Annotated in this window: 10 protein-coding genes; 1 reads left to right on the forward strand and 9 read right to left on the reverse strand. The window is 68.3% G+C overall.

The genetic code is table 11. The annotated features are described in order from the left end of the window. The first annotated feature begins 55 nt into the window (after nt 1-55). Nucleotides 56-1,312, forward strand: a complete 1,257-nt coding sequence (locus HLA95_RS17085) for a surface lipoprotein assembly modifier (protein ID WP_191058366.1) — start codon at nt 56-58, stop codon at nt 1,310-1,312. Nucleotides 1,313-1,412: 100 nt separating this feature from the next. Here the strand turns inward: HLA95_RS17085 and dnaE are convergent, their stop codons facing one another. The 9 genes from dnaE to HLA95_RS17130 all read right to left on the reverse strand — a co-directional run bounded on the left by dnaE (nt 1,413) and on the right by HLA95_RS17130 (nt 12,542). Beyond that, on the reverse strand, nt 1,413-4,883 hold the full coding sequence (gene dnaE / locus HLA95_RS17090) for a DNA polymerase III subunit alpha (RefSeq protein ID WP_191058365.1): 3,471 nt from the start codon (nt 4,881-4,883) through the stop codon (nt 1,413-1,415). Nucleotides 4,884-4,981: 98 nt separating this feature from the next. Next, nucleotides 4,982-5,362, reverse strand: a complete 381-nt coding sequence (locus HLA95_RS17095; RefSeq protein ID WP_191058370.1) for an SPW repeat domain-containing protein — start codon at nt 5,360-5,362, stop codon at nt 4,982-4,984. Between the two features lie 70 nt (nt 5,363-5,432). Further along, nucleotides 5,433-6,161, reverse strand: a complete 729-nt coding sequence (locus tag HLA95_RS17100) for an ABC transporter ATP-binding protein (RefSeq protein ID WP_222183965.1) — start codon at nt 6,159-6,161, stop codon at nt 5,433-5,435. Next, nucleotides 6,154-7,398 (reverse strand): lipoprotein-releasing ABC transporter permease subunit, encoded by a 1,245-nt coding sequence (locus HLA95_RS17105; RefSeq protein WP_222183992.1) that lies wholly within the window; start codon nt 7,396-7,398, stop codon nt 6,154-6,156. Before HLA95_RS17105 ends, HLA95_RS17100 begins: the two co-directional genes overlap by 8 nt. Continuing rightward, a complete protein-coding gene (gene proS / locus HLA95_RS17110; RefSeq protein WP_191059769.1) occupies nt 7,395-8,684 on the reverse strand; it encodes a proline--tRNA ligase in 1,290 nt (429 codons plus the stop codon). The genes HLA95_RS17105 and proS overlap by 4 nt, the downstream gene beginning before the upstream one ends. A gap of 124 nt (nt 8,685-8,808) precedes the next feature. Next, nucleotides 8,809-10,086, reverse strand: coding sequence for a PQQ-dependent sugar dehydrogenase (locus tag HLA95_RS17115; protein WP_191059768.1), 1,278 nt, complete (start codon nt 10,084-10,086; stop codon nt 8,809-8,811). A gap of 92 nt (nt 10,087-10,178) precedes the next feature. Further along, nucleotides 10,179-10,412 carry a DUF1467 family protein gene (locus tag HLA95_RS17120; RefSeq protein WP_191059767.1) on the reverse strand — a complete coding sequence of 78 codons (234 nt, stop codon included), beginning with the start codon at nt 10,410-10,412 and terminating at the stop codon, nt 10,179-10,181. A gap of 30 nt (nt 10,413-10,442) precedes the next feature. Then, entirely contained in the window at nt 10,443-10,850 is a 408-nt protein-coding gene (mce, locus tag HLA95_RS17125; protein ID WP_191059766.1) for a methylmalonyl-CoA epimerase, read from the reverse strand. 3 nt (nt 10,851-10,853) lie between these two features. Beyond that, the gene (locus HLA95_RS17130) at nt 10,854-12,542 is read right to left on the reverse strand and encodes a ribonuclease J (protein WP_191059772.1); all 1,689 of its coding nucleotides are present in this window, start codon (nt 12,540-12,542) and stop codon (nt 10,854-10,856) included. Between the last annotated feature and the right edge of the window lie 252 nt (nt 12,543-12,794).

Genomic DNA, 12,794 nt, shown 5'->3' on the forward strand with positions numbered 1-12,794 from the left:
CGATATTTCTCTTGGGCATTTTCAGGATCATCCGATGCGGGTTGGGCTGGCTGTGATGTTGACGTCAATGCTGGGGCCGGTGGCAGTGCCGGCCTCGGCAGACGAGCCTCTGATCCGAGTCGCCGATCTTCCTCGACTGTCGGCCGAGGCCATCCCGGGCGAAGGGGAGACGCCGCCCCCGGACAATGAAGAGGATAGCGACGATGCGAGGGGTGCCGACGACGAGGACAGTGCCGAGGAAGAGGAAGACGATGATGCGCCTGACGACAGCGACGACGAGGGAACCGGGCCAAACGAGACCGCCGGAAATTCCCGCCACCACATCGAGGCCGCGATCTCCTTCGGCCTCAGCTACGAGACCAATCCCGACAACGTCGCGAAGCTGGGCGGGAGGAGCCGGCTGCCCGGTGGAGGGCAGCCAGACAACGATGATGACGACGATGACGATGATGAAGACGACGATGGTGACGACGACGATGACGACGAGGAGGCCCGAGAGAGCGATTTCTCCGCCACCTTCGGCCTCGATCTGACCCACCGCTATGACCTCTACACGGCGATCCCCAGCCAGTTGCGCACCGATCTTTCGCTGGAAGGGGCGCGCTATGCCGACCAGACCGACAACGACTATACCTCGTTCGACCTGATCTTCGGCCCGGAGTTCCAGCTGGACGAAGCCAGGGAAGCCAGCCTGCGCCCTTTTCTCGCCGGCGCGCTCCTGGGGCTGGGCGGCGAGCTGCTGTCGCGCTCGGCGGGCGCCGGGCTCGAGGGCGACCTGCTGCTGGCACCGAAGCTCAATCTCAGCGCCTCCTTCAGCTCCCTCTACGAGGAATATGAGGACACCGAGGACGAACCCAGCGGCAGCGACCAGACCGGGTGGTTCCATGCCCTGTCGCTAGATGCCGATTACGCGCTTGCCGAGAATACCACCCTCACCATCGGCCTGATCGGCAACTTCAAGCACGCGACCGAAGGCTTCGAGCAGTATTATGAGCTGGGCTTCGGCATCGGTGTCGAGCATTCCCTGTCCAACCCACTGGACGAGGAGCTGGACCCGGTCACCCTCGGCTTTGAGGCGGGCTACATCTACCGCCCCTACGACGATCCCGATCCCGACGCGGACGTCGACAAGGCGGAGACCGACCGGCAGTTCGATGCCGACCTCGTGGCGATCGTGCCCTTCCGGCCCCGCTGGAGCGCGGTGCTGCGCCTCTTCTATACCGACAACCAGTCCAACTACCCGGACGAGGAGTACGAGAATTTCGGCATCCTGGTCGGCGTCAGCTATGACTTCGATTCGGACGACGATTGACTGCTGCGCGCCTGCTGCCTGGCGACAGGGATGAAGCTGCGCCCATGTTCCATAAGTGTGCCCCTCGATCGGGCCCGGCAGCAGGCGGCACGACGCTGCCTCAGTGCAGCGTCGCCACTTCGCGCACCTCGATCACGCCGGCCATCCGCTCCAGGTCCGGGCGTCTGCCCGGCGGCAGGCCCAGCCCGTCCGGCAGGGCCAGCACGACCTCCCCGGCGGCATGGGCCAGCACCAGGCGCAGGCGACCCTGGCGGCCGGTCCTGGGGGTCAGCAACGGGCGCATGGCCAGCGCCGCGTCGACGGAAGAGAGCCGGATGGTCAGGTCGGGCACGTGCGGGACCAGCAGTTCCTCCAGGGCCTCGACCTTGTGCGCGGTGAGCCGGACCATGTCGCCGTCCACCCGCCCGTCCGCCTCGATCACCAGCGGCACCTTGCTTTCCAAAAGCTCGCGGGTGCGGGCCAGGATCTCGGAGAACAGGGTCACCTCGAACTGCCCGGACGGGTCGCTCATCGCGACATGGGCAAAGCGCGAGCGCTCGGTCACCCGCTCCTGCTTGCCCAGCACCACGCCCGCCAGCTTGAGCCGGCCCGGCTGGCCCGAGGTCAGCCGCTCGACGATCTTGTCCGAAGGCGTGATGCCGTACTGCGCCATCGCGGTGGCATAGCCGTCCAGCGGGTGGGCGGAAAGGTAGAAGCCGATCGCCTCCATCTCCGCCTGCAGCCGCTCCAGCGCCGGCCAGTCCTCGGCCTCGGGCAGGCTGGGCGCGCTGGGGGCCGCAGTCGTGCCGCCGAACAGGCTGTCCTGGCCGCTCTCGGCCTCCGCCTGGGCTGCCTGGGCGGCGCGCAGCAGGAACTCCGCACCCTCGCAGATCCGGCGCCGGTTGGGCAGGAGCTGGTCGAACGCGCCGGCCTTGGCCAGCGCCTCGAGCAGGCGGCGGTTGATCACCCTGGTGCCCAGCCGGTGGACCAGGTCGAACGGCGACGTGTAGATCCCGCCCCGCTCCCGCTCCTCGACCAGCGCTTCCATGGCGGCACTGCCCACCCCCTTGATCGCCGCCAGCGCATAGCGCACGGCCGGACCGTCCGCCGTCTCCTCCACCGAGAACCGGACCTGGGAGGCGTTCACGTCCGGCGGCAGCAGGGTGATGCCGCTGGTGCGCAGCTCCTGCTGGAACATGAGCAGCTTGTCCTGGTTGGCCATGTCCATGGTCATGCAGGACGCGAAGAACTCGTGCGGGTGGTTCGCCTTCAGGTACGCCGTGTGGTAGGCGAGCAGCGCATAGGCCGCCGCGTGCGACTTGTTGAAGCCGTAGGAAGCGAACTTCGCCACCTGGTCGAAGATCACCTGGGCGAGATCCTGGTCGATGCCGCGCTCGGCGGCACCCTTCACGAAGATGGCGCCCTGCGCATCCATCTCCTCCTTGATCTTCTTGCCCATCGCCCGGCGCAGCAGGTCCGCGCCACCCAGCGAATAACCCGCCAGCTCGCGGGCGATCTGCATCACCTGCTCCTGGTAGATGATGACGCCGTTGGTCTCGCCCAGGATCGGCTCGAGCATCGGGTGGAGGTAACCCGGCTCCTCGGTCCTGTGCTTGACCGCGATATAGCGCGGGATGTTGTCCATCGGGCCCGGCCGGTAGAGCGAGACCATCGCGATGATGTCCTCGAACACGTCCGGCTTCAGCTTGCGCAGGGCATCGCGCATGCCGGCACTTTCGAGCTGGAACACGCCGGCCGTCTCGGCGCGGGCCAGCAGCTCGTAGGAGCGCCGGTCCTCCAGGGCGAGCTTGGCCAGGTCCAGGGGCGTGCCGCGCTCGCGGACCAGCTTCTCGCCCATGGTCAGCATGGTGAGCGTGGTCAGCCCCAGGAAGTCGAACTTCACCAGGCCCGCGGTCTCGACGTCCTTCATGTTGAACTGGGTGACCGGCATGTCCGATCTAGGGTCGCGGTAGAGCGGCACCAGCTCTTCCAAGGGCCGGTCACCGATCACCACGCCCGCGGCATGGGTCGAGGCATGCCGGGGCAGGCCTTCCAGCTTGCGCGCGATCTCGATCATCCGCTCGACCTGGGGGTCGGAATCCCTGGCCTCGATCAGCCTGGGCTCCATCGCCATCGCCTGTTCCAGCGTCGGCGGGTTGGCCGGGTTGTGCGGGATCAGCTTGGAGATCTTGTCGACCAGGCCATAGGGCAGGCCCAGCACCCGCCCGACATCGCGGATCACCGCCTTGGCCTGCAGCTTCCCGAAGGTGATGATCGAAGCGACCCGGTCATGGCCGTAGCGGTCGCGCACGTAGCGGATCACCTCGTCGCGCCGGTCCTGGCAGAAATCGATGTCGAAGTCCGGCATCGACACACGTTCGGGATTCAGGAAGCGCTCGAACAGCAGGCCGAAGCGCAAGGGGTCCAGGTCGGTGATCGAGAGCGACCAGGCCACCACCGAGCCCGCACCCGAGCCGCGCCCCGGCCCCACCGGGATGCCGCTGGCCTTGGCCCATTTGATGAAGTCGGACACGATCAGGAAGTAGCCCGGAAACTTCATCTGGGCGATGACGTCGCACTCGAACTGCAGCCGCTCGCGATACGGCCGGGCTGCCGCCTCGCGCGCGGCATCGTCCATGCCTTCAGTCCAGACCGACTGGCGCAGGCGCGCTTCCAGGCCTTCGGCCGCCTGCTTGCGCATCTCCGCCTCCTCGTCGGCGGCAAAGGTCGGCAGGATCGGCTTGCGCTTGGGCGCCTCGTAGGCGCAGCGCTTCGCGATCACCAGCGTGTTCTGGATCGCTTCAGGCAGGTCGGCGAACAGCTCCGCCATCTCTTCCGCGGACTTGAACCGGTGGTCCTTGGTGAAGCGGCGCCGCTCGTCCTCGATCAGGAGCCGGCCATCCGCGATGCAGATCAGCGCGTCATGCGCCTCGTAATGGTCCTCTTCCAGGAAGTGGCAGTCATTGGTCGCGACCAGCGGCAGATCGAGCGCGTAGGCCAGATCGATCATCGCCCCTTCGGTGGCATTCTCCTCCGGCAGGCCGTGGCGCTGGATCTCGACATAGAGCCGGTTCGGCCAGACCGCCTTCATCCGCTCCAGCATGGCGCGCGCCCCCTTGGCGTCGCCACGCAGCAGGCGCTGGCCGATCGGGCCGAAGGCACCGCCGGTGAACACGATCAGGCCTTCGGAATGTTCGGCCAGCTCGTCCATGGTGACCGCCACCTGGTCCTTGCCGGACAGGTAGGCGCAGGTCATCAGCCGGGACAGGCTCAGATAGCCCGCCTCGTTCTGCACCAGGAAGACGAGCTGCTCGGTCTCCTGGAGCGGCGGGGCCCCGGTCTGCGGCCGCCGCGGCTCAGGACCGCCTTCCGGCACGAGCGCCAGCAGGGCGCCCACCACCGGCTGGATGCCGGCCTTGGTCGCCTCCTTGCAGAACTCCATCACGCCGAACAGGTTGCAGCTGTCGGTGATTGCCACCGCCGGCATGCCCAGCGCCTTCGCCTTCTTCGCCAGCTCGCCCGCCTTGATCGAGGCCTCGAGCAGGGAGAAGCAGGAATGGACGCGCAGGTGCACGAAGGAAGCGATCGCCATGAAGAACCCGTTCGGACCGGTGCCACCAACCTAAAGCGGCGCCTTCCGGCACCGCGCGCCGGCAGTCTCATCCTCCCGACGACACGATGCCAGCCCTTTCAGGGTCGTCCCGCGGTCGCGTCGCGATGCAGCGGTGCGGTATTCGTCCGCGTCACCAGCACGGTGACGATCTCGAACAGGCCGATCAGCACGAAGGGCACCCAGCTCCGGTCGGCAAAGCCGAACAGCCAGGGCGACACGATCAGCAGGATGCCGCCGCCAGCGTCCAGGATCAGATGCACCGGCATCGGGATGAGCCGGACGATCGCCAGCTCGTAGCGGGTCAGCAGGCTGTAGACGATGATGCCGACGCCGAGAAGGATCGGGATCCACTGGCCGAAGCTGCGATCGGCGGTGCCGGCCATGTAGGGCAGGCCGATCAGGATGATCGCCAAGATATAGTCGAGCGCGCCGTGCGCGCGGGTCGAGAGGAAGCGCATGTTGGTCACCCAGGGTCTGTGCTCCCAAAGCTAACCCTGCTGACGGCTTGCCGTTCCGCTTCTCCCTCGCTCAGTCCGGCGAAGCAGCCTGGGCCATGGCGCGGGCCGGTTCCGGCCGCGCCACCGCCAGGAGCTGCCCCCGTTCCAGCCGCACCACGCGGTCCATGCGCTGGGCGAGATCGGGATTGTGGGTGGCGATCAATGCCGCGGTGCCGGTGCTGCGCACCACGTCCAGGAGCAGCGCGAACACGATCTCGGCCGTCGCGGTGTCCAGATTGCCGGTGGGCTCGTCGGCCACCAGCAGGGCCGGCCGGTTGGCCAGGGCCCGGGCGATCGCGACCCGCTGCTGCTCGCCGCCGGACAGCTTGCCCGGCCGGTGTGCCTGCCGTTCGCTCAGGCCCACCTGGGCCAGCAGCTCGGCCGCCCGCACGCGCGCCGCACGCCTGGCGGTGCCCGCCAGCATCTGCGGCAGCACCACGTTCTCCTCGGCGGTGAAGTCGGCGAGCAGGTGGTGGAACTGGTAGACGAAGCCGATCGTCTCGCGGCGCAGCCGGGTCCGCTCGACATCGCCGAGCTTCGCGGTCGGCCGGCCCAGGATCCGCACCTCGCCGCCGTCCGGCCGCTCCAGCAGGCCGGACTGGTGCAGGAGGGTCGACTTGCCGGCACCCGAGGGTCCCACCAGCGCCACGATCTCGCCGCGTCCCAACACCAGGTCCACGCCGCTCAGCACATGGAGCCGCTCGCTGCCCTGCCGATAGGTCCGCGTCACTCGCTCCAGGGACAGCACCGCCTCACTCATGGCGCAGCGCCTCCACCGGGTCGGTCGCGGCTGCCCGGAACGAGGGATAGAGCGTCGCCAGCAGCGAGAGCACCAGCCCCATCAGCACCACCGACACGACGTCGCCGGTCTCGATCCGGGCCGGCATCTGCGACAGGAAACGGATCTCGGCGGCGAACAGCTCGGTGCCGGTGATCCGCTCCAGGAACAGCCGGATCGCGTCGATGTTGGCGGCAAAGGAGATCCCCAGCACGGCACCCAGGCCGGTCCCGACCAGGCCGATGGCGGTGCCGGCCAGGAGGAAGATGCTGAGGATGTTGCCCTTGGTGGCGCCCATGCTGCGCAGCACCGCGATGTCGCGGGTCTTGGAGCGCACCAGCATGGTAAGCCCGGTGATGATGTTGAACGCCGCCACCAGCACGATCAGGGTCAGGATCAGGAACATCACGTTGCGCTCGACCAGGAGCGCGTTGAAGAAGTGGCTGTTCACCTGCTGCCAGGTGAGCAGCTGGGTGCCGGGCGGCAGGAGCTGCTCGATGCCCGGCCGCAGGTCGCCTACCTGGTCGGGATGGTGCACCTCGAGCTCGATCGCGGTGACCCCCTCGCCGGTCTGGAAGTAGCGCTGGGCGTCCGCCAGGCTCAGATAGACGAAGCTGTTGTCGTACTCGTACATGCCGATCTCGAAGACCGCGCCGACCGTGAAGGTCACGACCTTCGGGATCATGCCGATGCCAGTGGCCGTCCCCTTCGGCGAGATCAACTGGAGCGGCGAGCCGACCCGAAGGCCCATGCGCTGGGCCATGCGCACGCCGATCGCCGCGACGTTCTCCCCTGCCAGCCGGTCGAGCGAGCCCGCCAGCACGTTGTCGGCGATGAACGGGCGCTGCTCCAGGTCCTCGATGCGCAGGCCACGCACCAGGGCGCCCGACGCGGCCCCGTTCGCCGAGGCCATCACCTGGCCCTCGACATAAGGGAGCACCAGCTCCACGCCCGGCGCCTCTGCCAGCCGATCGAGCAGCGGCTGGTAGTCGACGATCGGCCCCTGGGAGATCACCGTGGCATGGCCGTTCACGCCCAGGACGCGTGACAGGAGCTCGAAGCGAAAGCCGTTCATCACGGCCATCACCACGATCAGCGTGCCGACGCCCAGCGCGATGCCGAGAAAGGCGAAGCCCGCCACCAGGGAGATGAAGCCCTCGCCCTTGGTGGGGCGCAAGTAGCGCCGGGCGATCAGCCGCTCGACCGGGGAGAACATCAGGCGGCAAATCGCGCGAGCAGGGCGTCCACCGAAAGCTCCTCGACCGCCCCGGTCCGGCGCGACTTCAGCTCGACCGTGCCGGCCTTGGCGCCGCGCGGGCCCACCGTCACCTGCCAGGGCAGGCCGATCAGGTCCATGGTGGCGAACTTGGCGCCGGCCCGCTCCTCGCGGTCATCGTAGAGGACCTCGACCTTCGCGGCTTCCAGCTTCGCGTACAGATCATCGGCGACGCCGCGGCAGAGCTCGTCGTCGGCGCGCAGGTTGATCAGGCCCACCCGGAAGGGGGCCACGCTCTCCGGCCAGACGATGCCCTTCTCGTCATGGTTGGCCTCGATCAGGGCGCCTACCAGCCGCGAGACGCCGATCCCGTAGGAGCCCATCTCGACCGGGACTTCCTTGCCGTCCGGCCCCAGCACGGTGGCGCCCATCGCGGCGGAGTACTTGGTGCCGAAGAAGAAGATGTGCCCGACCTCGATGCCCCGGCCGGAGCGCAGCCGCTCGGGCGGCACCGGACAGGCGGCCGGGTCGTGCAGCTCGTCGGCCGCCGCGTAGAGCTTTTTCAGCTGCGCCACGTCCAGGTCGTCGGCCGAGAAGTCGATCTCCTCGAAGGCCTGGTCGAAATAGACGGCACTCTCGCCGGTCTGCGCCAGGATCTGGAACTCGTAGGACATGTCGCCGCCGATCGGGCCGGTTTCGGCCCGCATCGGGATGGCGGTCAGCCCCATCCGCTTGAAGGTCTTGAGATAGGCCACGAACATCCGGTCGAACGCCGCCGCCCCGGCCTCGACGTCCAGGTCGAAGGAATAGGCGTCCTTCATCAGGAACTCGCGGCCGCGCATCACACCGAAGCGCGGACGGACCTCGTCGCGGAACTTCCACTGGATGTGGTAGAGGTTGAGCGGCAGCTGCCGGTAGCTGCGCACATGCTTGCGGAAGATGTCGGTGACGTTCTCCTCGTTGGTCGGCCCGTACAGCATCTCCCGCTCGCCGCGATCCTTGATGCGCAGCATCTCCTTGCCATAGGCGTCGTAGCGCCCGCTTTCCCGCCACAGGCTCGCCGGCTGGATGGTCGGCATCAGGATCTCGATGGCGCCGGCGCGGTTCTGCTCCTCGCGCACGATCTGCTCGACCTTCTGCAGGACGTTCCAGCCGAGCGGCAGCCAGTTGTAGATGCCGGCCTGGAGCTGCTGGACCATCCCGGCCCGCAGCATGAGCTGGTGGCTGACGATCTCGGCCTCGGCCGGCACTTCTTTGAGAACCGGCAGGAAGTAGCGGGAAAGGCGCATGGGAACTCGATGCTCGTGGGCTTCCTTGACGGGCGGACCATAGGGGCGGGCGTGGCCTGCCGCAACGAAAGGCAAGCTAGCACGCCATCCGTTTACGCCGGGTAAACGCCCGCCCGCCTGCCCCTCAGGACCGGCCGTCGGGTGCCACCCTCAGGATCTGCCCGTTGCCCTGGTCGGTGACGGCATAGATCGCCCCGTCCGGCCCGACCTTCACGTCGCGGATCCGGTGGCCGAGATCGATCCGTTCCTCGCTGGCCACGCGGTCGCCGTCCAGGGTCAGCCGCACCAGCCCCTCCGTGGCCAGCCCGCCAATCAGCATGCTGCCCTGCCACTCCGGGAACAGGTCGGCATCATAATAGGCCATGCCGGAGGGCGCGATCACCGGGTCCCAGTAATAGACCGGCTGCTCCATCCCCTCCTTGGCGGTGATGCCCTCGCCGACCGGCTGGCCCGAGTATTCGACGCCGTAGGTGATCACCGGCCAGCCATAGTTCTTGCCGGGCTCCGGCCGGTTCAGCTCGTCGCCGCCTTTCGGTCCATGCTCGACCGTCCAGAGCCGGCCCTGCCCGTCCAGGGTCGCCGACTGGAGGTTGCGGTGGCCATAGGACCAGATCTCCGCCATGGCGCCGTCCTGCCCGACGAACGGATTGTCCTCCGGCACCGAGCCGTCGAGGTTCAGCCGGATCACCTTGCCGAAATGGCTGTCCAGCCATTGCGACTGGACCCGGGGCTCTGGGTCGGAGCGCTCGCCCACGGTCAGGAACAGCTTGTCGTCCGGCGTGAACACGATCCGGGAGCCGTAATGCTTGGTCGACTGCCAGGTCGGCATCTGCCGGAACAGGATCTCGACATTCTCCAGCGCTGCGGTGCCGCCCTGCTCGCTCAGGCGGGCGCGCGCCAGGGTCGTGCCGTTGCCGCCTTCACGCGGCTCGGCGAAGCTGAAATAGATCAGCCGGTCCTCGGCAAAGCCCGGGCTCAGCGCCACGTCCAGGAGCCCGCCCTGCCCGCGCGCGTCGACTTCGGGCACGCCCGTGACCTCGATCCCCTGCCCGCCGCCGGCCGGCAGGATCCGCATGATGCCGGCCTTCTCGGTGACCAGCATCCGCCCGTCCGGCAGAAACTCGAGAGCCCAGGCACTGTCCAGACCGTCCACGACGGCCGTGACCTCGACCTGGGTCGGCTCCGCCCCGGGCGCCCGGGTCTGGCCGGCAAAGGCCGGCTCCTGGTGCGGGGCATTGGGCGGGCTGGTCTCGACCGGTGCCTGGGCCGGCCGGGAAGCGGCCTCCGCACCGGTGGCCGGCAGGTTGCCGGTCACTTCTTCGGCCCGCTGCGCATCGTTGGCATCCACCGTCCCGCAGGCGGCCAGCAGCACGGCCGAGGCGAGCAGGGCAGCACGGTTCATTGGCCAGATCTCCCGACATTGCACTCCTGGCCACCAAGCTAGGCCGGGGGTGCCGCGGGAAAAGGGCCACGGCCGCTGACGGACCGGAGCGGTCAGCCGCGCAGCGTGACGATCCCGGAGGTCAGGAACCAGTGGAACGCCCAGACCGCGAGCGCCGCCAGCACGGTCGTGATCGCCGCCTTGATCCACAGCCGCGGCTGCGCCGGGGCGCTCTCGGCATGGCCGCGTCCCGGCTCGTCGGGCGGATGGGCGCCGAACGGCAGCGCCATGAAGAAGATCATCCACCAGGCGATGACATAGCTGACGAGGAGTTCGAAGAAGGTCATGCTTCGTCTACGTGTGGGACCGGTGCGGGCTCAGGCCTGCTCGAGCTCGACCAGCGCCCCGTCCATGTCCTTGGGATGGAGGAACAGGACCGGCTTGCCGTGCGCGCCGATCTTGGGCCGACCATCGCCCAGCACCCTGGCACCCGCCGCCTGCAGCCGGGCGCTGGCGGCCATCAGATCATCGACCTCGTGGCAGATATGATGGATGCCGCCGGCCGGATTCCTGGCGAGGAAGGCAGCGATCGGCGACTGCTCGCCCAGCACGCCCAGAAGCTCGATCTTGGTGTTGGGCAGCGTCACGAACACCACCTGCACCCCGTGCTCGGGCAGGTCCTGGACGTCCGAGACCTCGGCCCCCAGCAGGTCGCGCCAGCGCGCCCGCGCCGCCAGGAGGTCGGGCACCGCGATCGCGACATGGTTCAGGCGGCCGAGCTGCATCGGTCAGTCGTCCTCCAGCGCATCGAGGGTGCGGTTGTCCAGGCGCGACACCTGCACCTCGATGATCGGCCGCCGGTCGCGCGGCAGGACGAAGGCCTGGCGGACCGCCGTGCGCACGGCGTCCTTCACCCGCTCGTCCTGCGCGGCATCGTCGTCCGAGAGCGCTTCCACGGCCGCCACCACCGCGTCGATCACGTCTCGGCCGGCACTCTGCGGCGCATGGTCGCCTGCCCCCAGATCGGCCACGATCGGCGGGGCCAGCACGCTGCCATAGCCGTCCAGCACCAGGCTCACCATGATGGTGCCATGGTTCATCAGGCGGCGCCGGGTGCGGAACATTTCGTCACCCACGCCGCGGATCCGGTTGGAATCCAGGGCGAGCCGCCCGGTCGGCACCGAATCGACCACCCGCGCGTCGCCAGGCGCCAGCATCAGCACGTCGCCATTGTCGATCCGGATCGGGTTCGGCACGCCCAGCGTCTTGGCCAGCTCGTGATGGGCGCGCAGATGGCGCGGCTCGCCATGCACCGGTACGAGGATCTTCGGCCGGATCCAGCGGATCATCCGCTCCAGCTCGTCGCGCGAGGGATGGCCCGAGACATGGACGAAATGATCCTCCTCGGTGATCACCTCCACGCCGTTGCGCACCAGCTGGTTGTGCATGTCGTAGAGCTTGCGCTCGTTGCCCGGGATGATCTTGGAGCTGAAGATCGCCGTGTCGCCCGCCTCCAGCTTGATGAAGGGGTGGCTGTTGCCGGCGATCCGGGCGAGCGCCGAGCGCGGCTCGCCCTGGCTGCCGGTGCAGATCAGCAGGACCTTGTCGCGCTGCAGCGAGGCCGCCTCGCGCGCATCGATCGGGCGCGGCGCGTCCGCCAGGTAACCGACCTCGCGGGCCGCCTCCAGCATTCGCAGCATGGAGCGCCCGACGATCGCCGGAATGCGCCCGCTGGCCTTGGCCGCCTGGAGCATCGAGCCGATCCGGGCGATGTTGGAGGAGAAGGTGGTGATCAGCACCCGCTTCTTCTGCCGGCCCACCAGCTCGATCAGGCTGTCGCGCACCTCGGCTTCCGAACCGCTGTCGCCCGGCCTGAGCGCGTTGGTGCTGTCGCCCAGCATGGCCAGCACGCCTTCCCGACCGAGCTCGGTAAGCTGGTCGATGGGGGTGCGCTCCCCCACCAGCGGCTCGGGGTCGAGCTTCCAGTCGCCGGTGTGCAGGACATTGCCGTACTCGGTGTGCAGCACCAGGGAGTTGGCGTCCGGCACCGAATGGGTCACGTGGATGAAGCTCAGCTCGAAACCGCCGACACGAAAGCGCTGGCCGGGCTCGACGACGTTGATCTGGACCTCGCGGCCGAACGGCACGTCGTCCAGCTTGCGCTCCAGCGCGGCCGCCACGAAGGGCGTGCACCAGATCGGGCAGCGCAGCCGCGGCCAGAGATAGGGCACCCCGCCATAATGGTCCTCATGGGCGTGGGTGATCACCAGGCCCTCCAGCTCCGGCAGGCGCTCGGTAAAGCCGATGTCGGGCAGGATGATGTCCACGCCCGGCAGGCTCTCGTCGGCAAAGCTGATGCCGAGGTCGACCATCAGCCACTGGCCATCCACGCCGTAGAGCGCGGTGTTCATGCCGATCTCGCCCACGCCACCCAGAGGAATGAAGCGCAGGCCCGGGGTATTCTCGGTTGGATGCATCACTTGGTGTCGGTCTCGTCCGTTCGCGTTTCACAATCCCGGACGAAAGCGGGTCCGGGTCCACATGGCGGACAGCCCGGCTCCGTGCGCGAACGGCGGGGTCGGATCATGGGAGATCCTCCGCGCTGACCGTCGGCGCACCGGTGGAGACGGGCCGAGAAAGGCTGGCCGGGCCGCATGGCCGGCAAGATGGCGAAGTGGGATGCCGATCGTGCTTCGGCAAGATGGCGATCGTCGCAGCAGGGTCGCTGG

The organism is Geminicoccus harenae (assembly GCF_019800005.1).
Classification (GTDB): domain Bacteria; phylum Pseudomonadota; class Alphaproteobacteria; order Geminicoccales; family Geminicoccaceae; genus Geminicoccus; species Geminicoccus harenae.